Source organism: Ponticoccus sp. (in: a-proteobacteria), from assembly GCF_048381735.1.
This window is the reverse complement of sequence record NZ_JBLXGL010000010.1, coordinates 92,208-118,094: the sequence shown is the minus strand read 5'-3', so window position 1 is coordinate 118,094 and position 25,887 is coordinate 92,208. Positions and strand designations below refer to the sequence as shown.

The 25,887-nt window shown below is 68.0% G+C and carries 27 protein-coding genes; 21 read left to right on the top strand and 6 right to left on the bottom strand.

Going from position 1 to position 25,887, the window contains the following annotated elements:
• Positions 1-26: 26 nt before the first annotated feature.
• The 20 genes from ACN5KJ_RS16200 to ACN5KJ_RS16105 all read left to right on the top strand — a co-directional run bounded on the left by ACN5KJ_RS16200 (position 27) and on the right by ACN5KJ_RS16105 (position 18,444).
• A complete protein-coding gene (locus ACN5KJ_RS16200) occupies positions 27-1,931 on the top strand; it encodes a DUF3483 domain-containing protein (protein WP_418595021.1) in 1,905 nt (634 codons plus the stop codon).
• A gap of 1 nt (position 1,932) precedes the next feature.
• Entirely contained in the window at positions 1,933-3,033 is a 1,101-nt protein-coding gene (locus ACN5KJ_RS16195) for an electron transfer flavoprotein subunit alpha/FixB family protein (protein ID WP_418595020.1), read from the top strand.
• 64 nt (positions 3,034-3,097) lie between these two features.
• A complete protein-coding gene (locus tag ACN5KJ_RS16190) occupies positions 3,098-3,817 on the top strand; it encodes a hypothetical protein (RefSeq protein ID WP_418595019.1) in 720 nt (239 codons plus the stop codon).
• A 73-nt stretch (positions 3,818-3,890) separates the two neighbouring features.
• On the top strand, positions 3,891-4,763 hold the full coding sequence (locus ACN5KJ_RS16185; protein WP_418595018.1) for a citryl-CoA lyase: 873 nt from the start codon (positions 3,891-3,893) through the stop codon (positions 4,761-4,763).
• A gap of 52 nt (positions 4,764-4,815) precedes the next feature.
• The gene (locus ACN5KJ_RS16180; protein WP_418595017.1) at positions 4,816-5,574 is read left to right on the top strand and encodes an electron transfer flavoprotein subunit beta/FixA family protein; all 759 of its coding nucleotides are present in this window, start codon (positions 4,816-4,818) and stop codon (positions 5,572-5,574) included.
• Complete coding sequence (locus ACN5KJ_RS16175) at positions 5,574-6,506, top strand: electron transfer flavoprotein subunit alpha/FixB family protein (protein ID WP_418595016.1); 933 nt, start codon at positions 5,574-5,576, stop codon at positions 6,504-6,506. Before ACN5KJ_RS16180 ends, ACN5KJ_RS16175 begins: the two co-directional genes overlap by 1 nt.
• Positions 6,503-6,985 carry a thioesterase family protein gene (locus tag ACN5KJ_RS16170; protein WP_418595015.1) on the top strand — a complete coding sequence of 161 codons (483 nt, stop codon included), beginning with the start codon at positions 6,503-6,505 and terminating at the stop codon, positions 6,983-6,985. The genes ACN5KJ_RS16175 and ACN5KJ_RS16170 overlap by 4 nt, the downstream gene beginning before the upstream one ends.
• A 683-nt stretch (positions 6,986-7,668) precedes the next feature.
• Positions 7,669-7,974, top strand: coding sequence for a DUF6525 family protein (locus ACN5KJ_RS16165; protein WP_418595014.1), 306 nt, complete (start codon positions 7,669-7,671; stop codon positions 7,972-7,974).
• 106 nt (positions 7,975-8,080) lie between these two features.
• Positions 8,081-8,686: a zinc uptake protein ZrgA gene (gene zrgA, locus ACN5KJ_RS16160; RefSeq protein WP_418595013.1), complete on the top strand. Its 606-nt coding sequence runs from the start codon at positions 8,081-8,083 to the stop codon at positions 8,684-8,686.
• Positions 8,683-9,378, top strand: a complete 696-nt coding sequence (locus ACN5KJ_RS16155; protein WP_418595012.1) for an ABC transporter ATP-binding protein — start codon at positions 8,683-8,685, stop codon at positions 9,376-9,378. The genes zrgA and ACN5KJ_RS16155 overlap by 4 nt, the downstream gene beginning before the upstream one ends.
• Positions 9,375-10,625 (top strand): ABC transporter permease, encoded by a 1,251-nt coding sequence (locus tag ACN5KJ_RS16150; RefSeq protein WP_418595011.1) that lies wholly within the window; start codon positions 9,375-9,377, stop codon positions 10,623-10,625. Before ACN5KJ_RS16155 ends, ACN5KJ_RS16150 begins: the two co-directional genes overlap by 4 nt.
• Positions 10,622-11,134: a DUF3299 domain-containing protein gene (locus ACN5KJ_RS16145; protein ID WP_418595010.1), complete on the top strand. Its 513-nt coding sequence runs from the start codon at positions 10,622-10,624 to the stop codon at positions 11,132-11,134. Before ACN5KJ_RS16150 ends, ACN5KJ_RS16145 begins: the two co-directional genes overlap by 4 nt.
• 729 nt (positions 11,135-11,863) lie before the next feature.
• Positions 11,864-12,370: a ferredoxin-type protein NapF gene (napF, locus tag ACN5KJ_RS16140; RefSeq protein ID WP_347168547.1), complete on the top strand. Its 507-nt coding sequence runs from the start codon at positions 11,864-11,866 to the stop codon at positions 12,368-12,370.
• A complete protein-coding gene (locus tag ACN5KJ_RS16135; RefSeq protein ID WP_418595009.1) occupies positions 12,367-12,639 on the top strand; it encodes a chaperone NapD in 273 nt (90 codons plus the stop codon). Before napF ends, ACN5KJ_RS16135 begins: the two co-directional genes overlap by 4 nt.
• 3 nt (positions 12,640-12,642) lie before the next feature.
• A complete protein-coding gene (napA, locus tag ACN5KJ_RS16130; RefSeq protein WP_418595008.1) occupies positions 12,643-15,138 on the top strand; it encodes a nitrate reductase catalytic subunit NapA in 2,496 nt (831 codons plus the stop codon).
• Positions 15,139-15,202: 64 nt separating this feature from the next.
• The gene (gene napG / locus ACN5KJ_RS16125) at positions 15,203-16,021 is read left to right on the top strand and encodes a ferredoxin-type protein NapG (RefSeq protein WP_418595007.1); all 819 of its coding nucleotides are present in this window, start codon (positions 15,203-15,205) and stop codon (positions 16,019-16,021) included.
• Positions 16,018-16,929, top strand: coding sequence for a quinol dehydrogenase ferredoxin subunit NapH (gene napH, locus ACN5KJ_RS16120; RefSeq protein WP_418595006.1), 912 nt, complete (start codon positions 16,018-16,020; stop codon positions 16,927-16,929). The genes napG and napH overlap by 4 nt, the downstream gene beginning before the upstream one ends.
• Before the next feature lie 21 nt (positions 16,930-16,950).
• Positions 16,951-17,391, top strand: a complete 441-nt coding sequence (locus tag ACN5KJ_RS16115) for a nitrate reductase cytochrome c-type subunit (RefSeq protein ID WP_418595005.1) — start codon at positions 16,951-16,953, stop codon at positions 17,389-17,391.
• Between the two features lie 23 nt (positions 17,392-17,414).
• On the top strand, positions 17,415-18,116 hold the full coding sequence (locus ACN5KJ_RS16110; RefSeq protein WP_418595004.1) for a NapC/NirT family cytochrome c: 702 nt from the start codon (positions 17,415-17,417) through the stop codon (positions 18,114-18,116).
• A gap of 55 nt (positions 18,117-18,171) precedes the next feature.
• Complete coding sequence (locus tag ACN5KJ_RS16105; RefSeq protein WP_418595003.1) at positions 18,172-18,444, top strand: hypothetical protein; 273 nt, start codon at positions 18,172-18,174, stop codon at positions 18,442-18,444.
• A gap of 16 nt (positions 18,445-18,460) precedes the next feature.
• Here the strand turns inward: ACN5KJ_RS16105 and ACN5KJ_RS16100 are convergent, their stop codons facing one another.
• The 6 genes from ACN5KJ_RS16100 to ACN5KJ_RS16075 all read right to left on the bottom strand — a co-directional run bounded on the left by ACN5KJ_RS16100 (position 18,461) and on the right by ACN5KJ_RS16075 (position 25,278).
• On the bottom strand, positions 18,461-18,964 hold the full coding sequence (locus ACN5KJ_RS16100) for a DUF2478 domain-containing protein (RefSeq protein WP_418595002.1): 504 nt from the start codon (positions 18,962-18,964) through the stop codon (positions 18,461-18,463).
• A 75-nt stretch (positions 18,965-19,039) separates the two neighbouring features.
• On the bottom strand, positions 19,040-19,729 hold the full coding sequence (locus ACN5KJ_RS16095) for a Crp/Fnr family transcriptional regulator (RefSeq protein ID WP_418595001.1): 690 nt from the start codon (positions 19,727-19,729) through the stop codon (positions 19,040-19,042).
• Between the two features lie 456 nt (positions 19,730-20,185).
• Positions 20,186-21,760: an ABC transporter transmembrane domain-containing protein gene (locus ACN5KJ_RS16090; RefSeq protein ID WP_418595000.1), complete on the bottom strand. Its 1,575-nt coding sequence runs from the start codon at positions 21,758-21,760 to the stop codon at positions 20,186-20,188.
• Between the two features lie 5 nt (positions 21,761-21,765).
• Complete coding sequence (locus ACN5KJ_RS16085; RefSeq protein ID WP_418594999.1) at positions 21,766-22,851, bottom strand: hypothetical protein; 1,086 nt, start codon at positions 22,849-22,851, stop codon at positions 21,766-21,768.
• A 50-nt stretch (positions 22,852-22,901) separates the two neighbouring features.
• The gene (locus ACN5KJ_RS16080) at positions 22,902-23,738 is read right to left on the bottom strand and encodes an alpha/beta fold hydrolase (protein ID WP_418594998.1); all 837 of its coding nucleotides are present in this window, start codon (positions 23,736-23,738) and stop codon (positions 22,902-22,904) included.
• Between the two features lie 76 nt (positions 23,739-23,814).
• Positions 23,815-25,278: a S8 family serine peptidase gene (locus ACN5KJ_RS16075; protein ID WP_418594997.1), complete on the bottom strand. Its 1,464-nt coding sequence runs from the start codon at positions 25,276-25,278 to the stop codon at positions 23,815-23,817.
• 113 nt (positions 25,279-25,391) lie between these two features.
• Here ACN5KJ_RS16075 and ACN5KJ_RS16070 point away from each other — a divergent pair, with 113 nt between their 5' ends.
• Positions 25,392-25,880: an RNA polymerase sigma factor gene (locus ACN5KJ_RS16070; protein WP_206563582.1), complete on the top strand. Its 489-nt coding sequence runs from the start codon at positions 25,392-25,394 to the stop codon at positions 25,878-25,880.
• Positions 25,881-25,887 lie beyond the last annotated feature (7 nt).

Sequence of the window (25,887 nt, the reverse complement as noted above, 5' to 3'; positions counted from 1 at the left end):
TGCCGCTATCAGGGAAGGAGTGAGCCGTGCTTTCGGTTCTGACACTGGCAGGTCTCTTGTTCGCAGCCTTGTCTCTGCTGCTGACATTGCGGCGCGTGCGGCTGTGGCGCAAAGGCGCCGCGACCCCGGTGGCCTGGCGGGGGCTGTTGCGTGTCCCGCGCCGTTACTTCGTCGACGTACACGACAAGGTCCAGAGGCGCGCGGGCGCGGCGCGGATGCATGTTTCGGCGGCTGGAGGGCTGGTCGGGCTGATGTTTGTCCTGATCGTGACCGTCCTGCTGCAGAGCGATGCGCAGATACTCCGATGGGCGCTGCGCGTTCTGGCCGTCTTGGTGCTTGTGGGCGTGGGGCTCGACCTCATGCGCCGCCGCCCGGGCCGGATGCCAGCGCTGTCGCGCGGCCCCTGGACAGGGTTCCCGCTGTGGCTGGGGCTCGTGGCTCTGGGCCTGCTTGCCGCGAGTTTCCTGCCCGTGCTTCCGTCGCAGGTCCAGCCAAGCCCGGCCTCGTGGCCGGTGGCGCATCAGCTTGTCACGCTTCTGCTCGTGGTCGGCCTGGCGGGGCTGTTCAGCCTTCCCGGACTTTCGGGGCCGTTCAAGCATGCCTTCGCCGGGCTTGCAAACCTTGGGTTCCATCCGCGTCCCGCCCGTTTTGGCGATAGCGCTGGCGCTGGCGCGACCGCGCTGGCCACCCCGGCGCCCGATGCACCTTTGTTCGGAACCGGAACGCTGGCCCAGATGCCCTGGACGCGGCTGTTGTCGTTTGATGCCTGCGTGGAATGCGGCCGCTGCCAGGAGGTCTGCCCGGCCTTTGCCGCCGGCCAGCCCCTGAACCCCAAGGCTCTGGTCCAAGATCTGGCCCGCGCCAATGCGGGCGAAGCGCCGGGACGTGGCTACGCCGGAGCGGGCCATCCCGGTCGGGATCCGGTGCAGGGTCTGCCCCAGACCGAAGAGCCGGTGATCGGCGGGCTGATCGCGCCCGAAACACTGTGGTCCTGCACGACCTGCCGGGCCTGCGTCGAGGCCTGCCCGATGTTCATCGAACATGTGGACACGATCATCGACCTCCGCCGCTTCGAGGCCGTCGAAACGGGCGATGTGCCGAAAGGCGCTCAGACCGTGCTGCAGAACCTGCGCGATTTCGACAGCCCGACGGGGGCGCAGCCTCCCTTGCGCGACTGGTGGGCCAATGGCCTCGGCGTGCCGAAGATGTCGGAGGTTCAGGCGACCGACGTCTTGCTTTGGTGCGGGGATCTCATCCACGACGACCGCGCGCGCGCGACACTCACGGGGCTCGTCACGCTGTTGCGGGCAGCCAAGGTCGATTTCGCGGTGCTGGGCGCCGAGGAAACGGACACCGGCGATCTGGCGCGCCGCCTTGGCGACGAGGTGACGTTCCAGCGCCTCGCCCGTGGCAATATCGAGACCCTGAGAGGCTACACGTTCAACCGGATCGTCACGCCGGACCCGCATGTGATGCACTGTCTGCGCAACGAGTATCCGGCGCTCGGGGGCGATTACGAGGTTCTTCACCACAGTGCCTACTTGCTCGAGCTGGTGGAAACCGGCGCCCTGCGCCTGAACCCCGGGGCCGCGCGGCGCGTCACCTATCATGACCCCTGTTATCTTGCGCGCTACAATTCCGAGACCGAGGCGCCGCGCCAATTGTTGCGCGCCCTGGGGGCCGACGTCCTGGAAATGGAGCGCCACGGTCGGAACACCCGCTGTTGCGGAGGTGGCGGCGGTGCACCGGTGTCGGATATTCCGGGCGAACGCCGGGTCGCCGACATGCGGTTTGAAGACGCCAACCAGACGGGTGCGGATACCGTGGTGGTGGGCTGCCCGAATTGCATGTCGATGCTGTCGGGCGCCGCCGGCGGGGCCGACCGGGTGGCCGATCTGGTCGAGCTTCTGCTCGACGCCTGCGAGGTGTGACATGAATGAGATACAGCACCAGCCGCGCAAGCGCATCGACCGGCTGAACAATGGTCTGGCCCACCGCCATCGAGCCGAAAGGCCGCAAGACCAGGCCGCCTCGGGTCCGGCGCTTGGGGTGGATGCGCCGGTTTTCGCGCTGGTCGTTTTGTCGCCCGAAGGCGCGGCCCCGAACTATGCCGAGAGTTCCGTGCTCGGGGCTGCCAAACGCCTTCAGATGTACCACGCGCCGGAGCAGGCGGTTGCGGTTTTGGTCTTCGGACAAGGCCCTGTCGATCCCGCCGCATTTCAGGCCCGGGGGGCTGATCTGGTGCTCGAAGCGCAGATGCCGGGTGCCGACCCGCTGCTGGCGCGCAGCGCCGAGCTTGCGCTGGCCCAGATCGACGCGCTTGCGCCCGCACATGTGCTGATCGACCACCGGGCCGGTGCCGCACGGGCGCTGACCTTGACTGTTGCGGCGGGGCTCGGGGCGCCCGTGGCGCTGGCGGTCCGGCATCTCGATATCGCGACGATTACCACCCAATCCCAGACGGCCCGACCCGGGCAGGTGCTGGAGCAGGCGGCGACGCGCCTGATCGAGCTTCAAGACGGCAGCAGTGAGCCTTGGGTGGGCCCGTGCCGGGAAGCGCGCTGCAGATCTGTCTTTGCCCCCCAGGGGCAACGCGACCCTGTGCAGATCGACGACCTTGGCCAGCTCGCGGGCGGCACGACCGCCCTTCGGCTCGACGAGGCCGAATTCATTGTCAGCGGCGGTGCGGGGATCAACGATTGGGCCTTGTTTCGCGACACGGTTGCGGCGCTTGGGGCGGTGCCCGGGGCCAGCCGGGTTGCCGTCGACGCCGGGCATGCGCCGCGCGAAACGCAGGTGGGGTCAAGCGGCGCGATCGTTCAGGCCAAGTGCTACCTCGCCCTCGGGATCTCGGGTGCGCCCCAGCATCTGGAGGGAATTGCGAGATGCGATCAGGTGATCGCGGTCAACACGGACCCGAACTGCGCCATGATGAGGCGCGCCGATCTGGCCATCGAGGGCGATGCGCAGGCGGTGATGCGGGCGCTTGTGGACATGCTCGCTGAAGACAGGGGAGGCAGCAATGTCGCGTAGTACCGGACGTTCCGTCGCGGTGTGCCTCGGAACCGGTCTGGAGGTTGGCAGCGGGCGATTTGCGATGGCACCGATGGAGGCGCGGGCGGTCGAGCTGGCGCTGTCGCTGTCCGAAGAGCCCCGGGCACTTCACGTCTCCTGCGGCCCGCCCGATGACGCATTGCGCCCCTATTTCGGGATGGGTCTGAAGCGGATCGAGCGCGTGCCTCAGCCTTCGACGGCCCCACGGGGAGGCGATCCGGCGGCGGCTCTGGCGCGGGTCTTCGCGGGCGCCGTGCCCGACGCAATTCTCATGGGCATGCAGGCCGCGGCGCCGCTTGGCATGGGGTTGGTGCCCTACCAGCTGGCGCGGCTTCTGGGCCTGCCTGTCGTGGCGGATGTGACCGCGATCCTGCCCGACGGCGAGGCCATGTGCCTGCACGTGGCTCAACCCTGGGGGAAACGTAAGGTTTTGCGGGTGTCGGGGCCCTTCGTGGCCACCATTGGCCAAGCCGGGCCGGAGCCGCGCGGCTACAGCCACCGGGCGGCACTGGCGGGGCGGATCGTCGACGCGGACACGACCGCACCGGCGGCTCTGGACCTGCGCCCTGCGCGACCCATCCCGGGGCGGCGTCTCAAACCGTTGAACGAGGACGTGGAACTGAGGCTTGCGCGTGCACATGGCGCCAATGCCTCGGCACGGGCCAGACGGCAGATCCGGCCGGACACTGCCGGACAGGGGGCGCTGGAGGTTAGATCCGCGCTTCTGAAAGCCGGGCTCTGGCCTGACGGAGACAAGGGTTAGCGACGACCTCGGCCAAGAGGTCAGAATTAAAGATTGACCCACGGGTACGTCTAGCATACTTATGCGTATAAATATGCCGGACTCGGTCAAGGAACGTCCCTGGCAGGTTCGAAGTGAAAAAGGATCTCCACTCATGAAAAGCTCGCCTTCCTTCTGGGTCACCTCGGTCAGCGGCGTAACCTCGGACGATATCATCATCCGGGGCTACCCCATGCAGGAACTTGTCGGCACGGTGCCATTCACCGCCATCGCCTATCTTCTGGTGCGCGGCGATCTGCCCACGCCCGGACAAGCGCGGATGATGGATGTTCTGTGCTGCTCGATCCTTGACTACGGGCTGCAGAAGTCGGGCACGCTGGCCGCGCGCAGCATTGTCTCGGTCAACCCGCGCATGTCGGCGGGGCTGAGCGCCGCGATGCTTGGTGCCGGTGAATTCGCCGTGTCTCCCGAGCCGACCGGGCGCTTCATCGAGGAAAGCTACGCCGCCTTCAAGGCTTCGGGCGAAAGCATCGAGACTTTCGCTGCGCAATATGTCGATGCGCTGCGGGCCGCAAAGAAGCGGGTGCCCGGCTTTGGGCATCCGGTGTTCCGGGGCGTCGATCCGCGCGCCGAAAAGCTCAAGACCATCGCGATCGAGGCCGGCATCTGGGGCGAGAAGAACGAATGGTACGAGGCCGTTCACCGGGCCTTCCAGAAGGCCGCGAACAAACCCGATTTCGTGATGAACGACGTCGGCATGCTGGCCGGCATCATGGCCCAGATGGGCTTTACCCCCGCCGAGATGGAAGGCCTTGCACTGATGTCGACGATGCCGGGCCTGATCGCGCATGTCTCCGAAGAAATCCAGAGCGGTGCAATCAACCGCCTCGTGGCTGCCGAGAACACCGAATGCCAAGTGGAAAAGCGTGATCTGAAAGCAGATCTGGCTGCTGCTGGCTGGGCCTGAGCGGGCGCCCCCGCTCGACCGTTTCATTCATCATAGCAAGGGAGTGCAAGCCTTGAAGGTACTCGTGCCTGTCAAGCGCGTGATCGACTACAACGTGAAAGCCCGCGTTAACGCGGACGGCAGCGGCGTTGATCTTGCGAATGTGAAAATGTCGATGAACCCGTTCGACGAGATCGCGGTGGAAGAGGCGATCCGTCTGAAGGAAACGGGCAAGGCGGAAGAGGTTATCGTCGTATCGATCGGCGTCAAACAAGCCCAGGAAACGCTCCGCACCGCGCTGGCGATGGGGGCCGACCGGGCGATCCTCGTGGTGGCTGCCGATGACGTGCATACCGACATCGAGCCGCTCGCCGTTGCAAAGCTGCTGAAAGCCATTGTCGAGGAAGAGGCCCCGGGCCTGGTGATCGCCGGCAAGCAAGCGATCGACAACGATATGAACGCCACCGGCCAGATGCTGGCCGCGCTTCTGGGCTGGGGTCAGGCGACCTTCGCCAGCGAGATCGCGATCGAGGAGGGCGCCGCCACGGTGACCCGTGAGGTCGACGGCGGCCTGCAGACCATCGAGGTCAGGCTGCCCGCCATCGTGACCGCCGACCTGCGCCTGAACGAGCCGCGCTACGCCTCGTTGCCGAACATCATGAAGGCGAAGAAAAAGCCCCTCGATGAAAAGACAGCCGCCGACTACGGCGTCGATGTCTCGCCGCGCCTCAGGATCGTGAAAACAACCGAACCGGTCGCACGTACGGCTGGCGTCAAGGTTGCCGATGTCGCTGAACTTGTTGCGAAACTCAAGGAAGTGGGAGCGATCTGATGGCAGTTCTTCTTCTCGCCGAAGTCAACGCGGGCGAACTGGCGCTGGACGCCACCGCGAAGGCCGTGACCGCCGCGAAGGCGCTGGGTGACGTGACGGTGCTTTGCGCCGGGGCCTCGGCCTCTGCCGCCGGGAACGCGGCCGCCGTGATCGACGGTGTCGCCAAGGTTCTGATCGCCGAGGATGCGGTGCTGGGCCACCGCCTTGCCGAGCCCACCGCCGACCTCATCGTCTCTCTGGCGGGTGATTATTCGCACATCGTGGCGCCCGCCACGACCGATGCAAAGAACATCCTGCCGCGCGTGGCGGCGCTGCTCGACGTGATGATCCTGCCGGACGTCACGGGCGTGGTGGATGCGGATACATTCGAGCGCCCGGTCTATGCCGGCAACGCCGTCCAGACCGTGAAATCCTCGGATGCGAAGAAGGTGCTCACCGTGCGCACCTCGACCTTCGAGGCCGCCGGTGACGGCGGGACGGCCACGGTGGAAACCGTCGCGGCCCCCGGTGCCACGGGCTTGACGGCCTGGGTCGAGGACAAGCTGGCGGCAAGCGATCGCCCCGAGCTGACCGCGGCCGGCATCGTGGTGTCGGGCGGTCGTGGCGTCGGGTCGCAAGACGACTTCGCCCTGATCGAAACACTGGCCGACAAACTGGGCGCCGCCGTTGGTGCCTCGCGCGCCGCCGTCGATTCGGGCTATGCCCCGAACGATTGGCAGATCGGCCAGACCGGCAAGGTCGTCGCGCCTGACCTGTACGTGGCCGTGGGCATCTCCGGCGCGATCCAGCATCTCGCGGGGATGAAGGACTCGAAGATCATCGTCGCCATCAACAAGGACGAAGAGGCCCCGATCTTCCAGATCGCCGACTTCGGCCTTGTGGCAGACCTTTTCGAAGTCGTTCCTGAGCTGACAGAGAAGGTATCGGCATGACCAATACACAACCGCGCAAAATGTGGTCGGGCGAAGTGAAACCCGAGTGGATTGATTACAACGGACACATGACCGAGTTTCGCTATCTTGAGGTCTTCGGGGACTCCTCCGACTCGCTTTACAAGGAAATCGGCGTCGATCCGGAACAGGCCGTCCTTGGCGCGTTCTTCACCCTGGAAAGCCATGTGCGCCACGTTGCCGAATGCCACCTCGGGACCAAGCTTCACACCACCACGGAACTGCTTGGATACGATGAGAAACGTGTTCATCTTTTCCATCGCCTCTACGACGACAACGATCGGCTGCTGGCGACAGGCGAGCATCTGGCGATCCACGTGGCGCATGGGAAGGCAGGCCCTGCCTCGGACGATATGCAGGCGAGGATCGCCGCGTTCTTCGAAGCGCAAGAAGACTGGCCCCTGGACAATCGGATTGGCAGTGTCCTCGCGAAACCACTCAAGGTGTCGCGGATCACATGACGATCCATCGACATCCGCGCGATTACGACTGACCCGCTCGATACGTCTTGCCGCGCGCACTTTCGCTCGGCGGCCATGTATCGACCGGCGAACTCTGCGCGGGTGAAGCCGTTGATCTAATGCCTCGTCAGGCCTGCGCATTAGCAAGCGCCTGACGAGGGCGCATCCTTGCCGCCATCTCGCCCCCGCCCGGGGTGGCGGCTTCGGCACGGCTGTCGCATTCGTCTTGCCACCGCCAGCACGGACACTGCCGGTGCGGGTCATCGGCGGCGGCGAGCGCAGAGGCGTCACTTTCCCAAAACCCTCCGTCACCCTGCGCCTGTGATCCGCGCACCGCCGGGCAGGCACGCAGGTGCCCGTTGCCCGGTCTCGCCCCCAGAGAGGGCGGGCAGAGGCGACCCGCGCACGGCCCGCCAGGGCGATCCACCGAAATCCGGGCTTGAACATCACGGGCGTTACAAGATAACGTATTTGATACGTTATAACAAACTGACGCCGGATATGGCGGTGGCCCATCATCCCTGCCCCGGCCGCCTGACCCGCCCCGGTCGGAACACGGGAGGCCCCGCCATGCTCGATGCCGCTGTACCCGGCGCCCGCCTCGCTGGCCGCGACACCCCGTCGCAACGCGCCCGCATCGCCGGGGCGACCCCTGTGGCCCGCGCAGAGACGGGGGCCCGCTGATGGCGCGCCGCTCCAACCTGGGCGCGACCGGCCTTCACCGGCGGGCACGCGCGGGCGACCCGATGGGCGCCTTCGATGCCCTGCCCGCCCCCCTGCGGCGCTGGCTGGCCGAGGCCGCGCTGCCTTGGTCGCCCGCCTCCTGCCGCCGCATCTGGACCAGGGCCCGTGCCGAAGGCGCAAGCCCCGAGGACATCCTCGAACGGCTGGACCGGGCCGAGCGGACAACCCTGTCCCGCGACCGGCAGGCGCGGCGCCTCCCGAACGCCCTGCCCCTGAACGACACGCCTGTCCGGCTGCGGCGGTGATGGGCGCGCCCCGATCCTCCCCCAGCGGGAAAACCGGGCCGCGCGCCCAAGGGGCGTTGCAATGCCCCCTTCGACTCTTCATCAATCAACCCCGAAAGGACGCCTCATGAAACCGACCCTTCTGGCCCTGACCGCCGCAACGCTCGCGCTGCCCGCCGCCGCGCAGGACACGCGCGGGATGGACGCCCATGTCCACGGCGTCTCGACCGTGGAAATCGCCATCGAACACGGCACGGTCGGGATCGATCTGCTGTCGCCCGGCATGGACATCGTCGGCTTCGAATACGCGGCCAGCTCGGCAGAGGACAAGGATGCGGTCGAGGCCGCCCTCCGCGCCCTGCTGGTGCCCGAGACCGTCGTGACCCTGCCCGAGGCCGCCGGGTGCCGCCTGACCGAGGTCTTGGCGCATCTGCATACGGGCGATCATGACCACGCCGAGGCGCATGACCACGACCACGACCACGACCACGACCACGACCACGACCACGACCACGCGGAACATGACCACGATCACGGGGACAAGGCGCAGCACAGCGAATTCCACGTCAGCTACGCCTTCGCCTGCGAGGACGAAGACGCGCTGACCGCCATCGCCTTCCCCTTCTTCGACAGCTTCGCGGGTGCTCAGAAGATCGCGGCGCACTACGTCACCGAGGCCGGTGCCGGGCAGGCCGACCTCGGGCGCGACGCGCCGACCCTGACGTTAAAATGACGGTGACGGACCCGGCCCTGACCCTGAGCGATGTCCGCTTCCGCTGGCCGGGGCCGGGGTCCTTCGGGCTGTCGGTTCCGGAGTTCCGCATGGCGCAGGGCGAAAGCCTGCTGCTGCTGGGCGAAAGCGGGTCGGGCAAGTCGACCCTGCTGTCGCTGATCTGCGGCATCGTCACCGCGGACAGCGGGCGGGTGGCGGTCGGCGGCACCGACCTCTCTGCCCTGCGCGCCGGGGCGCGGGACCGGTTCCGGGCCGAAGGGATCGGCGTGATCTTTCAGCAGTTCAACCTGCTGCCCTATGCCAGCGTGGCGGACAATATCTTGCTGCCGCTGCGCTTTGCCCCGGCCCGGCGCAGGCGCGCGGCGCCGGACGAGGCCGCCAGCCTCTGTGCGGCGCTCGGCCTGCCCGAGGGGATCACCGGCACCAGCGCCGGACGCCTGTCGGTCGGGCAGCAGCAGCGGGTCGCCGTGGCCCGCGCACTGATCGGCCAGCCGCCGCTGATCGTCGCGGACGAGCCGACCTCGGCGCTGGATGCGGCGACGCAGGACAGCTTTCTCGGCCTGCTCTTCGACCGCATCGCCGCGACCGGCTCTTCGCTGCTCATGGTCAGCCACGACGAACGGCTGGGGGCGCGCTTCGACCGGGTGCTGCGCCTGACCGAAATCGCGCAGACGGAAAGGCGGGCGGCATGATCCTGCGTCTCGCCTTTGGCTCTCTGATGGCGCGGGCGCTGACCGTCGGCATGACGGTGCTGGCCATCGCGCTTTCGGTGGCGCTGTTCCTTGGCGTCGAGAAGGTGCGCACCGGCGCGCGGGCCAGTTTCGCCGACACGATTTCCGGCACCGACCTGATCGTCGGCGCGCGCTCGGGATCGGTTCAGCTGCTGCTCTATTCGGTCTTCCGGATCGGCCATGCGACGAACAACGTGACATGGGAAAGCTATCAGGACATCGCCGCGCGCCCCGAGGTCGACTGGATCGTGCCGATCTCTCTGGGCGACAGCCACCGGCAGTTCCGGGTCATGGGCACCACGCAGGCCTTCTTCGAGCACTACAGGTATCGCGGCGGGCGGGCGCTGGAGGTCGGTCAGGGACAGGGTCTGGGCGACCTTTACGACGCGGTGATCGGCGCCGAGGTCGCGGCGGCGCTTGGCTATGCGGTGGGCGATCCCATCGTCCTGTCCCATGGCCTTGCCAGCTTCAGCGATCACGCCGACCAGCCCTTCCGCATCGCGGGTATCATCGACCGCACCGGCACCCCGGTGGACCGCACCGTCATCGTCAGTCTGGAAGCCATCGAGGCGATCCACGTCGACTGGCGGTCCGGCGCGCAGATCCCCGGCCAGTCGACCCCGGTCGAGCGCATCCGGCAAATGGACCTGACGCCCTCGGCGGTGACGGCGGCACTGGTGGGCGTGAAGTCGCGCCTGCAGATCTTCGGCCTGCAACGCGCCATCAACGAATACCCCGAAGAGCCGCTGCTGGCGATCCTGCCCGGCGTCGCCCTGCAAGAGCTGTGGCAGATCGTCGGCGTTGCGGAAACCGCGCTGACGGCGGTTTCGGCCATGGTGGTCGTGACCGCGCTTCTGGGCATGATGGCGATGATCTTCTCGTCGCTGAACGAGAGGCGCCGCGAGATGGCGATCTGGCGCGCCATGGGGGCGCGGCCCGCGACCATCCTCGGCCTGCTGGTGCTGGAGGCGGCCATGATGGCCGCCATCGGGGCGGTTTTGGGGCTGGCGCTGCTTTATGGCGCGCTGGTCGTCGCGCAGCCGCTGGTGGACAGCGCCTTCGGTCTCTGGCTGCCCGTCGGCCCGCCCACCGCACGAGAGCTGGCGGTTCTCGCAGGCGTGATCGTCGCGGCGGCCATCGCAAGCCTTCTGCCCGCCCTCCGGGCCTACCGCCTGTCGCTCGCCGATGGCATGATGGTGAGGATATGACCCGGATCCACCCGACCCGCCGCGCCTTCATGGCGCTTACCGCCGCGACCCTTGTGCCGGGGCGTGCCATGGCCAGCCCGTTCCGGCAAATCGGCTGGGACGACCTGATCCCCAAGGGCGTGCCCTACGGCGAGATCATCGGCCCCGGCCAGATCGACGAGGTAAACGACACCTGGGTGCCGCAGTTCGACGAGAACGCCAGCAAGGTGAACACCGCGCTGGACGGCAAGCCGGTGAAACTGCCCGGCTACATCATCCCCTTCGACGTGACCGCTGCCGGTGTCACCGGCTTCATGCTGGTGCCCTACGTGGGCGCCTGCATCCACACGCCGCCCCCGCCGCCGAACCAGCTTGTCTTCGTGACCACCCGGACGCCCTGGCCCAACGAGTCCCTCTGGGATCCGGTCTGGGTTTCCGGGCGCCTGTCGGCCAAGGCGCTGTCGACCCAGATCGCCGAGGTCGGCTATCAGCTGGTGGCCGAGAAGATCGAGGTCTACGAATGGCAGTGACCGGCCCGGCGCGCCGAACGTCCTGTCAGGCGGCGCGGGCGCCGTCCGGTCAGGACAGCAAGCATCAGCGCGCCCCGGCTCTATCCGCTTGGCTCTCTGCGCGGGGCAAACGTTAAACAAGCCTGCCAACCGGTGCCTTCAGACGACCTCGCGCCGGACATCCTGCAAAAGCGCGGCGAGAGCCTTCTGAGCGGCCCGCACCCGTCCCCCTTCGGGACCGGTCGCAACGGGGCCCGGACGCGCGGCTGTGAAAGCGGCTGTCGAGGCCGTAACCCCCGCAGGCCTCGGCACCGCCGAGGAGTGGCGCGGTCAGGCAACCGGGGCAAGACGGGCCCCGGTCGCAAAAAGATGCGCTGCCGCCGAACGGACTGCGAAGAAATCCGCCAGAGCGGGCATCGGGCTGCCGGACTTGGGGCACTTCATCGCGGCCTTCCTCGGGGTGCAGGGCCTCCGCAGGACCGGCGCCATGGTTTGACGGGCCGCAATCCTCGCATGGGAAGACGCGGGGCGCCCCGCCCGGCGCCTGCCACCGGCCCGCACGTGAAAAGGCCGGTATTGCACAGGAAACCTTGGCAACCTTGACGAACGTCAAGGCTGCACCGGGCCGAGCTGGCTTACTGTATGAGTCGCGACGCATTCATTTTCCGGGTGTTCACGTCCTGACCAGCGGCTCCGACCGGTGCCTTGCGACAGGCTGTAACCGCCGGAAACGAAACAGCCAGGCAGTTCATGACGAGCAAGCTCAGCAGACGCAGCGTTCTCAGGGGCCGGCTTTCCCGGACCGACCCGGAAAGACTGCGTCCGCCCGGCGCCCAGGACGATTTTTCCCGCCTCTGCACAGGCTGCGGGGACTGCGCCCGGGCCTGCCCCGAGGGCATCGTCATCCGCCATTCTTCCGGCGAACCCGTGCTCGATTTCACCAAGGGCGCCTGCACCTTCTGCAATGCCTGCGCAGAGGCCTGCGAGACCGGCGCCCTGATCCCCGCGCCCGCGTCGGACTGGCCGTGGCGGGCGGTGATCACCGACAGCTGCCTGTCGCTGAACGGCATTGCCTGCCGCGCCTGCGAGGACGCCTGCGACGCCCGGGCCATTCGGTTTCGCCTGATGACGGCGGGCCGGGCGGCGCCGGTGCTCGATGCGGATCAATGCACCGGCTGCGGCGAATGTGCCTTCACCTGCCCCGCCGGTGCCGTCTCTTTCGAAGCCCGAACCCCCGCAACCGAGGAAATCGCATGAACATCTGTGGCTGCCTTGTCCATGTCGCCCGCGACGATCTCGCCCAGGCCCGCAGCGCGATGGAGGCGATGGCCGGGGTCGAGGTCCATGCCCAGACCGAGGACGGCCGCCTCGTCGTTGTGGTCGAGGATACCGAGGCCGCCTTCGCCTCTGACACGATCATGGCGCTGCACCAGATACCGGGCGTCTACTCGCTGACGCTCAACTACCACCATTTCGAAGACCCCACGCAGCGGGCGCCGCTCGCCGCCACCCAGCCGGAGACCTGACGCATGACCATCTCGGAATCCCGCCGCACCTTCCTGAAGGCCACCGCCGCCGCCAGCACCGCCGCCGCCGCCGGAATCCCGCTGGCGACCGGCCCGGCCCTGGCCCAGACGCCGGGCAATGCCGACATCCGCTGGGACAAGGCGCCCTGCCGGTTCTGCGGCACCGGCTGTTCCGTGCTTGTCGGCACCAAGGCGGGCCGCGTCGTCGCCACGCAGGGCGACCCCGAGGCCCCGGTCAACCGCGGCCTGAACTGCATCAAGGGCTATTTCCTGTCCAAGATCATGTATGGCGCCGACCGCCTGACAACGCCGCTGTTGCGCAAGTCGAACGGCGTCTACGACAAGAACGGCGACTTCGAGCCGGTCAGCTGGGACGAAGCCTTCGACACCATGGCGCTGAAGTGGAAAGAGGCGCTGGCCGCGAAGGGGCCGACAAGCGTCGGCATGTTCGGCTCGGGCCAGTGGACGGTCTGGGAAGGCTATGCCGCCGCCAAGCTGATGAAGGCCGGTTTCCGGTCGAACAACATCGACCCCAACGCGCGGCACTGCATGGCCTCTGCGGTGGTCGGCTTCATGCGGGCCTTCGGCATCGACGAGCCGATGGGCTGCTACGACGACTTCGAGCACGCCGATACCTTCGTGCTCTGGGGCTCGAACATGGCCGAGATGCACCCGATCCTGTGGTCGCGGCTGACCGACACGCGCCTGACCAAGGAAGGCGCAGAGGTACATGTGCTGTCGACCTTCGAGCACCGGTCCTTCGAGCTGGCGGACAACGGGCTCGTCTTCAAGCCGCAGACCGACCTGGCGATCCTGAACTACATCGCCAACTACATCATCCAGAACGACGCGGTGAACTGGGATTTCCTTGAAAAGCACGTCAATATCACGAAGACCGCGACCGATATCGGCTATGGCCTGCGCGACAGCGATCCCCGGCAGGCGGCGGCGGCGAACCCGGATTCCGGCGCCCTGACGCCCATCGACTTCGACGCCTATGCCGCCGCCGTGGCCCCCTATACAGCCGAGTATGTCTCGGAACTCTCCGGTGTGCCGGTGCACCAGCTGGAGAAACTGGCCCAGCAATATGCCGACCCGGACCGCAAGGTGATGTCGCTCTGGACCATGGGCTTCAACCAGCACACGCGCGGCAGCTGGGCCAACGGGTCGGTCTACAACATCCACCTGCTGACCGGGAAGATTTCCGAGCCCGGCAATTCGCCCTTCTCGCTGACCGGCCAGCCCTCGGCCTGCGGCACCGCCCGCGAGGTGGGCACCTTTTCGCACCGTCTGCCGGCGGACCTCGTGGTGACGAACCCCGAGCACCGCGCCCATGCGGAAGAGATCTGGCGCCTGCCCGAAGGCACCATCCCCGAAAAGCCCGGCCTGCACGCGGTGGCGCAGAACCGCGCCCTGAAGGACGGCACGCTGAACGCCTACTGGGTGCAGTGCAACAACAACATGCAGGCGGCGGCCAATCTGAATGTCGAGGGCCTGCCCGGCTATCGCAACCCGGACAACTTCATCACCGTCTCGGACCCCTACCCCACCGTCACCGCCATGTCCGCCGACCTGATCCTGCCCACCGCCATGTGGGTCGAGAAGGAAGGCGCCTATGGCAACGCCGAACGCCGCACCCAGTTCTGGCGCCAGCAGGTCATGGCGCCCGGCGAGGCAAAGTCCGACCTCTGGCAGCTGATGGAATTCGCCAAGCGCTTCACCGTCGAAGAGGCATGGGGCGCCGACCTCGTCGCCAAGGCGCCCGAGCTGGCGGGAAAGACGCTGTACGACGTGCTCTACGAAAACGGTCAGGTGAACCGCTTCCCGCTGGAAGACACCGCCGAGGGCTTCGACAACGTCGAGGCACAGCACTTCGGCTACTACGTGCAGAAGGGGCTGTTCGAGGAATACGCCACCTTCGGACGCGGCCACGGGCATGACCTTGCGCCCTTCGACACCTATCATCAGGCGCGCGGGCTGCGCTGGCCGGTGGTTGACGGGCAGGAAACGCTGTACCGCTTCCGCGAAGGCTATGACCCCTATGTCGCCGAGGGCCGCGATGTCCAGTTCTACGGCTACGAGGACGGCAAGGCGAAGATCATCTTCGCTCCCTACGAACCCGCCGCCGAAGCCCCGGACGAGGAATACGACCTGTGGCTGTCCACGGGCCGTGTGCTGGAACACTGGCATTCCGGCTCGATGACCCGGCGGGTGCCCGAGCTGCACCGCGCCTTCCCCTCGGCGGTGGTCTTCATGCACCCCGAGGACGCCAAGGATCGCGGGCTGCGGCGCGGGCAGGAGATCATGATCTCGACCCGCCGCGGCGAGATGCTCAGCCGGGTCGAGACACGCGGCCGCAACAAGGTGCCGCGCGGCCTGGTCTTTGTGCCATGGTTCGACGAGGGGCAACTGATCAACAAGCTGACGCTGGACGCGACCTGCCCGCTGTCCAAGGAAACCGACTTCAAGAAATGCGCCTGCAAGGTCGAACGGGCCTGATTGTTGCCCAGTGCCGCAGGGGGCCACGCCCCTGCGGATCCCCTACCCGCCAAGGAGGCCGGGAATGCCCGCCGCCACGCCAGTCCTGTCCCCCCAGCGCCGCCGGTTCCTGACCGATACGGCGCGCATGGCCGGCGGCTGCCTTGTCGCTGCAAGCGGATTGGCCTGGCTGGCGCGCGAGGCGCGGGCGCTTCCGGCAGAGGCGCTGCGCCCGCCCGGCGCCCTGCCCGAGGCCGAGTTCCTCGCCGCCTGCATCCGCTGCGGGCTTTGCGTGCGCGACTGCCCCTATGACACGCTGTCGCTGGCCGAACTGGGCGCCGACGGCCCCGCCACCGGCACGCCCTATTTCACCGCCCGCGCGGTCCCCTGCGAGATGTGCGAGGACATCCCCTGTGTCGCCGCCTGCCCGACCGGCGCGCTGGACCAGAGCCTGACCGATATCGACGAGGCGCGGATGGGCACCGCGGTTCTGGTCGATCAGGAGAACTGCCTGAACTTCCTCGGCCTGCGCTGCGACGTCTGCTACCGGGTCTGCCCGGTCATCGACGAGGCGATCACGCTGGAGCTGTCACACAACGACCGCTCGGGCCATCACGCGATCTTTGCGCCGACAGTCCATGCGGACCACTGCACCGGCTGCGGCATCTGCGAGAAAAGCTGCGTCCTGCCGGAAGCCGCGATCAAGGTGCTGCCCCTGCGGCTGGCCCGCGGCGCCTCGGCAGAGCATTACCGCAGGGGCTGGGAAGAGCAGGACAGCAACGGCGCACCGTTGGTCGACGGGTTGATCGACCTGCCCGACCGCCTGCCGGGACCGGGCACCGACAACCTGGCCGCGCCCGGCGGCTTCGATCCGGCGTTCATACTGCCGGAGGCGGGACAATGAAGGCCTCGACCGCCGCGCCCGTCGGGCAGGAGGCCATCCAGGCCAAGGGGTGGCTGCGCGCGCATCGCTTCCTGATCCTGCGCCGCCTGTCGCAGGCGGTCTTCCTGGCGCTGTTCCTGCTGGGGCCCTGGTTCGGCCTGTGGTGGGTCACCGGCACGCTGGCCGGGTCGCGCAGTTTCGGGGTGCTGCCGCTGACCGATCCCCTGGTGGCGTTGCAAAGCCTTGTTGCGGGGCACTGGCCCGCCGCGACGGCGCTGATCGGCGCGGGCATCGTTCTGGTGACCTACGCGCTGATCGGCGGGCGGGTCTATTGTTCCTGGGTCTGCCCGATCAACCCGGTGACGGATGCCGCGCATTGGCTGCACGACCGGCTGGGGCTGCACAAGGGCTGGCAGCCCAAGCGCCAAACCCGGCTCTGGCTGCTGGGCGCGGTGCTGGCCGTCTCGGCCCTGACCGGCACCATTGCCTGGGAAACCGTCAACCCGATCACCATGCTGCACCGCGGGCTGGTCTTCGGCATGGGGTTCGCCTGGGCACTGGTGGGGCTGGTCTTTGTCTTCGACCTGCTGGTGGCGCGCCGTGGCTGGTGCGGGCATCTCTGCCCGGTCGGCGCCTTCTACGGGCTGCTCGGCCAGCGCAGCCTGCTGCGGGTCAGCGCCGCCCGGCGCGCGGCCTGCGACGACTGCATGGATTGCTTCGCCGTCTGCCCGGAAAACCAGGTCATCGCCCCGGCCCTGCGCGGCAAGGACGGCGACACACCGCTGATCCTGTCGCCGGACTGCACCAATTGCGGGCGCTGCATCGACGTCTGTTCCGTCGATGTCTTCGCCTTCACCCATCGCTTCGACACCCATGTCGAAGACCCCTCACCCCCGCGGCCCCGCACGGCCGCCGACCAAGCCGCCTGACGGCGCCAACGGAGAGCTGACATGAAACTGCCGGTCAAAGCGGGCCTCGCCGCAATCGCCTCAACCCTGCTGCTGTCCGGGCTGGTCCTGGCGCAAACCAACAGCCATGTGCAATCGCTGCGGGGATCGGATCTGGACACCACCCTGCCCGCCCCCGACCTCTTCCAGCAGCAGCAAGGGCGCGAGGTGCGCAACTATCGCCAGCAGCCGCCGCTGATCCCGCATTCGATGGAACAGTACCAGATCGACCTGCGCACCAACCAATGCCTCAGCTGCCACGACTGGACCAATGCGGGCGACCGCGGCGCCCCGACGCTGTCGATGACCCACTACCTCGACCGCGACGGCACCCAGCTGGATACCGTCGCGGGCACCCGCTGGTTCTGCAACCAGTGCCACGTGCCGCAGGCGGACGCCCCGGCCCTCGTCGACAACACGTTTGAACCCAGTGCATCGCGCTGAGGCTAGGCACGGAAGGACAAGACATGGCCGAGAACGACACCAAGCCCGGTCGGCGGAATTTCCTGCTGCGCCTCTGGGACGCCTTCTGGAGCCCGACGGGCGTGCTCAGCACGGGCTTCCTGCTGATCGCCGGCTTCATCGGCGGCATCCTGTTCTGGGGCGGCTTTCACTGGTCGCTTGAACTGACCAACACCGAGGAGTTCTGCACCTCCTGCCACACGATGGAAACGAACCTCGGCGAGTACCGCGAGACGATCCACTACAACAACCACTCGGGCGTGCGGGCGATCTGTTCCGACTGCCACGTCCCGCACGAGTGGCAATACAAGATGAAGGCCAAGATCATGGCCGTGAAGGACGTCTATCACGAGGTGCTGGGCACCATCTCGACCAAAGAGAAATACGAAGCGCGCCGGTTGGAAATGGCAGCGGCGGTCTGGAAGAAGATGAAGGCCAGCGACTCGCGCGAATGCCGCAACTGCCATGCCTTCGAATACATGGACTTCACCCTTCAGGAGACCCGCGCCGCCGACAACCACCAGCGCGCCATCGACGAGAACATGACCTGTATCGATTGCCATCAGGGCATCGCCCACGACCTGCCGCCGGGCTACCAGGAAGAATACGATCACGTGGTCGAAACGCTGGCCCGGTCCGGCGCGGCACCGGCCGCGGGCACCGACATGGCTGCCATCCGGACTTGGCTGAAGGACACGGGCGAATGACCGCGCGCGCCCCCATCCGCCCTTCCGACAACCGCCGCACGACGGAGTGACACAGATGCTCAGTTTTCTCGATCTTCTCGGCACCATCGGCGCAAGCGTGCTGGGCCTGCCCGGCATCATCGGCGTCGCGCTTGGCATGGCGACACGGAAATGGGCGCTGGCCGCCGGGCTGGGCGGGCTGATCGGATTGCTGGCGCCGATGATCCTTGGCGGATCGCATTCGACCCATGTGGCGATCACACCGATGGAATACACGGTCTCGGTTCTGGTCGGGCTGCTGGCCGGTCTGGTCGGATGCGCCATCCGCCACAAGGGCGCCAGGATCTGAGGCGCGGCCCGGGGCCCTAACCGGCCAGCGCCCCGCGCAGCCAGTCGTCGAGGGCCGCGCCCCCGGCCTCGACCTGCGAGCCAAGCCCGCCGGCGAAACGCAGGAACCCGTCGAGGTTGCGGGCATTGACCGCCGTCAGAACCGGAATGCCCTGCTCCAGCGCAAGGGCGAGCACCGGCGCAAAGCCGCGCCCGGCGCATTCCTGCGGGCCGAACTTGTTCAGGATCAGCACATCGGCCCCCTCGCCCAGCCGGAGCGTCACCGCCTCCGCCGCCGCTTCCAAAGACCCCGGATCCAGACGGCAGCCCCGGGACCCGGCCCCCAGCTTCTGCGAGATTTCCAGCGCCGGGCCGCGCGGCAGAACGGCAAGCTCCATGTCGCAGGGATGCGCGCCCTCTGTCGGCGCGCGGGATTGCACGATACCGGCAACCACATGGCCCTCTGCCCTCAGTCTTTCGGCAAGCGAGGCCAGCAGGCGATCCGCCTCTCCCCGCGTTTCGGAAAGGATGTATCCGAGCACAACAGCCCCCTTCTTCTGTTCAGGTCGCGCAAGCGGGTCGCCTGCGGTCAGGACAGCCAAGTCCCGACAAACCGGTTACTCGGTTTCGCACAGGTCGCAGAAGCGCGACAGATCATGGGTGTCGGCGATCCGCGCGGTGTTGCCCTCGACCGTCACCCCCCTGTTGCGCAGCCGGGCAAAGGCCCGCGACAGGCTTTCCGGCGACATGCCGATCCGCCCGGCGATGACGACCTTGTCGTAGGGCAGACGCACATCGCAGGCGCCGCCCTGTCCCGGCGGCAGAAGCGACAGCAGGAAGCGGGCCGCGCGCTGCGCCCCGTCCCGCAGCTTCAGCATTTCGATCTCGCGCACGAGGGCGTTCAGATGCGCCCGGGCCCCGGCCAGAATGGCGCCGCGCGTCTCTGGCGACCGGTCCATCAGGGACAGGACAAGGCTGACGGGCAGTTGCAGGGCCTGCACCTGGGTGGTGGCTTCGGCGTGGACCATATGGGCGGGGGCGCCAAGAACGGCGGCGTCCCCGATGGTCTGGCCCGGGCCAAGCACATTGATGACCGCCTCTTGCCCGCGCGCGCTCACGCTGTACAGCTTGACCCAGCCCGCCATGATCACGAAGACATGCTGTGCCGGCGCCCCCGCCGAGAAGACCGTCGCGCCGCGTTCGAACATGCGGACGCTGCCCTGATCGAGCAATATGTCGGCGGCCTCTTTCGGGCACATCCCGATCAGATCCGCCCGGCGCGCCGCGTTCCTGAGAGCCTCGTTCATCCGTCTGACCTTCCGTAGCTGGCCTGACCCGGACAGGCGGTTCGCACAGGCCGGGCAGCACAACGATACGACGCAGCCCCGACAGAGATGTTGCGGCAGCGCAAACTTCTGCCGCGATTTGCGGGACGCCCCCTGGCAGGTCCGCAACATTGGCCTGCCCTGTCAGGAATACTCACTCAACGGTTGTATAAAGCAACAAATTTGGCAGCGAGGCTACGCCTCGGGCTTTTGCGCTTCAACGGAAAGGGCACCGGTCGCGCAGCGCAGGCGCAAGAGAAATGCAATCATCCCAGTCCGTTATCCGGAAATCCCAAGCCATGGCGCCCGGGGCGAGGGAAAAGCGGCGCCGCGACCGGTAAAGGCTTTGCCCCTTGGTTCCCGGGCAAAGCGCCGACAGGGGGGCTTCGGAAAGCCCCCCACCCTTGTGACGGCCAGCGGTTGGGAATCGCGGCGCGGTCACCCACAATCATGCAGGCAGCATGGCTGTGGCGCGGGGTTCTCGGCCCCTTCGGCACCGCCCCAGAGAACCGTCGCGGGGGTCGCATCGATCCAGTGCCGCACGGCCTCCGCGACCTCCGGGCGCGCGGCCGCGAAGTCCTGACCGACAAGCACAAGGCGCGGTTTGCACAGGGAGGCGCGCACAAGGCTGACGGCCGTGCGCTCGGACAGCGACAAGGTCCGCCCGCCTTCCGTGATCCTGCGGTCGAGATCGCCGTCGGGGCACAGCACCGCCTTCAGCCGCAGTTGCCCGAGCCTGTCGCGCAGGGCCGCATCCTCGATCGAGACCCCGGTCCCGAAGGTCAGCGCGCGGCGCAGCGAGCCTTGCAGGATCGGCACATCGGCACCGATCCGGCAGAGATTGCGCCGCAAGGCGCCACGGCTCAGCGCGTCCAGCGGGATGCCCGACATCCGGACCTGCCCGGCGGGTTTCGGGTCGCGCCCCAGAAGGATGTCGAAGAGCGCGGTTTCGGCGCGTTCGCCAAGCGCGATGCGGCCTGCCTTGCCAGCAGCCAGCCGGAAGGAAAATGCGGGCGCGCCCGGCAGCTCCAGCGCCTCGATCCGCAGCGCCACCGGGCCCTTGGGCAGCCCGCGCGTGCCATAGGGGCCGCGCTGGCGGCGGGTCAGCGCGGCGGCGCATTTCTCTCGCGCCGCGCGCCACCCCGCGTGCAGGTTCCAGACCGTGGCAAGGTTGCGCATCGGCGCAAGCAGCAGCCCCAGCGCCGAAAGCGCCGCGGCAATGGTCCCGGTGCCAAGCCCCTCGCGGGCACCGATCAGCAGGATCAGCGCCGCCGTCAGCCCGGCCATCAGCTCGGGCACGGCGGTCAGCGCCTCGGCAAGGCGCAGCCGGTCAAGCGCGGCCTCGATCATCTGCCCCGACCGCCGGCGCAGCCGGTGCAGTTCCTTGTTCCGGCGGCCCAGCCGGTCGAGATCGGGGGCCAGCGCCATGCGTTCGGTCATCTCGGCGGCGATGCGCCCCCGACGGGCGCGCAGGCGCCGGTGCAGCGGCGCAAGACGCCGCCCCCCGACGAAGATCAGCAGCAGCGCGACGCCAAGCGGCGGCAGCACCGCAAGCAGAAGCGCGGGCGACAGAAGGCCCAGCACCGCCAGCGTCGCCGGAATCAGGATCGCCCCCGCTATGAGGCGCGGCACCCCGCGCCCCGCCCAGTTGCGAAAGGCGGTCATGTCGCCGACGAAACGCAGGCTGGAATATCCGCTGCGCCGCGCCGCCACATCGCTGGCGGCCATACCCGCCGCATGTTCGAAAAGCGCGGCGCGCAGGTCCAGCGCATAGCTCTGCGCCAGACGCTCGCCCTGCACCTGCGCCGCGATCCGGGCCGAGGCGATGACCAGACCCGACAGGCTGAGCACCACCACCGGCACCAGCGGCAGGTCGGGTCCGCCCGCGTGCAGCGCCTCGAACAGCGCGCGGGTGGCAAAGGCCGCGGCACCGGCGGCCAGCCCCTGCATCAGCGTCAGCAGCGTCACCCGGGCCAGCGGCGCGCGCCGCCCGGGGGCAAGAAGGCGGGGCATCGGGGTCATGCAGCGTGCGACCAGTCCGCATTCGCCCGCAGCGCAAACCCGTTGGCCTCGGCGGGGTCCGACAGATCCGACTTGCGCAGCACCGGGATGCCGGTGGCGGCCTCGGCCTCGCGGCTGGCCATCGGCGAACAGCTCAGCATTCCGGTCAGCAGGTCGGGGGCCAGCCCCAGTCGCGCCAGTTCGGCCACGCCACCGGCGGCGGCCACCGCATCGCCACAGGCAAAGACCAGGCCCGAGATCCGGCTCTGGAACCACGGATCGGCGATGAGCTGCGCGGTTTCACGCTGGAACAGCCCGTCGGCCACCTCCATCACGGCAATCTCGCAGCCCTGGTGCTGCGCCTCGCCCAGCAGCCGCTCGATACCGCCCCGGATGCGCGGCAGCTCTTCAAGGTAGGTGGTCACCATGCCCGCATCGGTGAAATCGCCGACATATTGCGTGCCGGTGTCGCTGTATTCGTTGTAATCGCCGAAAGCGCCGGTGCCGGTGGCCTTGATCGCGGCGGTCTTCCACCCCGCCCGGCGCAGCCCCAGCGCAAGCTGCGCGGTGGCCAGCGTCTTGCCGGAATTCATCGCCGTGCCCAGAACCGCGATCACCGGGATCCGGGAGGGCTGGGCAGGATCGGGCAGCGCGAAGTGTTCCAGGTTGACCGGCTTGCCGTCCTGCCCCAGCAGGCGCCCCTTGGGCAGCAGCCGCGTGGCGGGCTTGATACGCTCGTTGCGGGCGGTCATGCGACCGATGCAGCCGCCGCCCGCCAGCATGTCGGCGCCGTCCGCCGCGATTTCGGCGACACCCTCGAACTGGTCGGGCGCATAGCGTGCGCCACAGGCCAGCACGACGAGATCGCCGGGAAACAGATCCGACGGCCGCCCCGAGGGCAGCTGGATGCGCCGGTGCTGGCCGATCTGCGCAACCTGCGCGAGGATCAGATCGCCGGGGCGGGCCTCGGCAAAGCCGGTGTCGAGACCGCAGATCTGGGTGCGGTCCACACGGCGGGTCGAAAAGCTCCATTTCGCGCTGTCGAGCTGGGTTGTCAGGGCGGCGGTCGGGGCGGCGGTCGGGGATGTCAGGGCGGTGGTCATGAGAGGGCTCCTTTCAAGAGCGGAGGTGATGTTGGGGATCGGGGAAAGGGTCAGGCGGCGCTGGACAGGCCGGTCTGCGCGGGGGCGGTCACCATCCGGGCCAGCCCGGCGTGCCGGACGGCCCAGGCAACGTCATGCGCGCAGCCCGGAAGCTCATGCAGGGCAATGCGGGGCGAACAGCCCTCTGCGGCGGCGGCACCGCGCAGCGCCTGAATATAGGTGCGGGCGCGGGCCAGACGGGTCTCGCCCTGCAGGCGGTCCAGCTCCGGTGTCTGGCGCAGAGCCTCGTCGCGCGTGGTGTCGCGGCTGCCCACATAGACATGGATGGGACGGTCGAGAAAACGGCGCAGCCCGACGCCATGACGGCGCGCCCAGAACAGATCGCGCGGCGCGGCGCTGTCGGCCAGCCCGTAGGGATAGGCCATCTGCCGGTTCGGCAGGCAGTACCAGCCCGCCGCCGCGATATGCAGATCTGCAACGCGCTGGGGAAACAGCATGGCGAAGCGGTGCGCCAGTTGCGCGCCGCCGGAATGGCCGAACAGGCTGACCGGGCCGGCCTGCTCGGGAAAGGCGGCCTCGAAGGCCGCGAGCAGCGCAAGCAGCGCCTGATCCGGCCGCGCCTTGCGCGAGGGGCGCTGGAACACCGGCCAGGCCCGGTCACCGAAGTGGGGAACGATGACGGTCCGGCCCGTGCGCTCCGCCTCGGGGCGGAAGAGCTCTGTCAGCTCGCGGGCGTTGCGGGAAATGCCGTGCAGCACCAGAAGCGGCGCCGCGCCGCTGGGCCGGCTCGGCAGGACGACCCGGGCAGAAAGCCGCCCGGCGGGGCTGGTGCAGACAAGCCTGGAGATCTGGCGGGGCGGAAGGATCGAAGCGGGGGAACGGGGCATTGCGGGCTCCTTGCGTTGGCATCTGCAAGGATTACGCCCGACCCGCCGCCCTATTCCCGCCGGGCGCGAAAGTTTTTCAGGGGATTGTTTTCTGCTCTGTTTTCATAGACTTGACGCAGGCGTCCGTGACCGGAACCAGCCCGTGACCGTAAACCATGTCCGGTCCGGGATCCCCCAGATCGGTGGCCCCCGCGCGCAACGCCTCGGCGATCTCGGCGGCGCTTCGGTCGGGCTGGGCCTCGCGCAGGATGGCCGCCGCCGCCGTGGCGAAGGGCACGGCGAAAGAGGTGCCGGTCTTCCAGCGTGCCCCGCTGACAGAGGCCGCGGTCCAGACGTTCACGCCCGGGGCGGCCAGGTCGATATGCGGCCCCTGCACCGCACGCCGGTAGACCTGCTTGTCGCGATCCACCGCCGTCACGGCCATCACATGGTCGTAGGCCGCCGGGTAGCGCGGCCCGGCACGCGGCCCGTCGTTCCCCGCCGCCGCAAGGATCAGGATATCGTTCTCGGTAACAAGCTGTGCCGTGATCTCTTCCAGAACCGCGTTTTCGGGCCCGGCCAGGCTGAGGTTGATCACCCGCACGTCCCGATCCGCCAGGAAGGACAGCGCCGATGCGAGGGTGAAGGCATCCGAGCGTTCGTCATTGCCCGCGCGGTGGAAGGAATCGACCGCGACCAGCGAGGCGCCGGGCACAAGCCCGGGCGACCGGGTGTCCGGATCGCCGACCAGCAGCGCGGCGATGGCGGTGCCGTGCAGGCGCTTGGACGGCGGCAGGTCTTCGTCCGAGAGGCGATGCAGTTCCAGATCGGCCCCGGCAAAGGTCTGATGCGCGTCATTGATGCCGGTGTCGATCATGCCGATGGCGACACTGCTGCCGCATCCGCCGCGCGCGGGCGGCAGCGGCCAGCCGATGCTGAAGCGCGCCGGGCAGTCGCCGCCCTCGCAGTCCGGGGCAAAACCCTGCTCGGTCCGGTAGTAGTGATTGAAATCCGCGTCGGGCGCCGAGGGCAGCGCCCGCAGCCGCGTCCGCGCGGTCTCTAGCGTCACGCCGGAGGGCACCGAAAGACGGTGGATCTGAACCCCCAGCGCCGCCAGCTGGCGCTGCTCCAGCGAGCGGTACCCTTCGCTTTCCAGCGTGGCCAGATCCTCGGCGGAAAGACCGTTGGCGATAATCTCCGCCCTGGCCTGCTCGGGCGGCGGCGGCGGAGGGGGCGCCGCGCGGCGCGCTTGCTGTTGCGGTGCCCGTTGCTGCTGGGGCGCGCGCTGCTGCTGCCGCGGCGCTACGGGTTCGCCCCGGAGCAGCCGAAGCAGCCCGCCGCCGTCCCTGGTCCCGCCGCCGCTGCGCGACGGGCTGCGGTCATCGTCGTCGTCATCGTCGTCGTCGTCATCATCATCGTCGTCATCGTCACCGCCGCCATCATCATCGTCGTCGTCATCGTCGGCCCATGCAGAGGTCGCAAGGCCCGGCCATGGGGCCTCGGCCGGAGAAAAGAGGGCGACAGAGGCAAGCAGTTGTACAAGCAAGATTTTTCTGATCATCGGGGCGGGTCTCTTTGTTGAATTGCAAATCGGGTCACGATGACTACGGTTGCGGTCAGACCTAATTCCATCCAATCCGTGCGGCAAACACTTTGGATAGCGGGTACGCGGGTATGAACGGCCGTTTCGAACATGACATCATCGCCCAACTTGTGCCCCTGCGCCGTTTCGCGCTGTCGCTGTGCCGCAGCCCGGATCTGGCGGACGATCTGGTGCAGACGACCGTTGAACGCGCGATTGCCGCGCGCGATCGCTATGATTGCACGCAGCGCCTGGAGCCCTGGCTGTTCCGCATCCTGCGCAATGCCTGGCTGGACGTGATGCGGCGACGCCGAACGCGGGGCACCGAGGTCGATGTGATCGACTCGCCCGATGTCGTGGCGGTCGACGGCCGGCAGATCACCGATGCACGGCTGATGCTGAACGCGACGGAAAAAGCGCTGGACGAGCTGCCCGACGAGCAGCGTGAGGTGATCCTGCTCGTGTGTTACGAAGAGCTGTCCTATGCCGAGGCCGCCTCGGTTCTGGACATCCCGCGCGGCACGGTGATGAGCCGTCTGGCACGGGGCCGCATGGCTTTGGCAAAAAAACTGGGAATATAATCCGGCC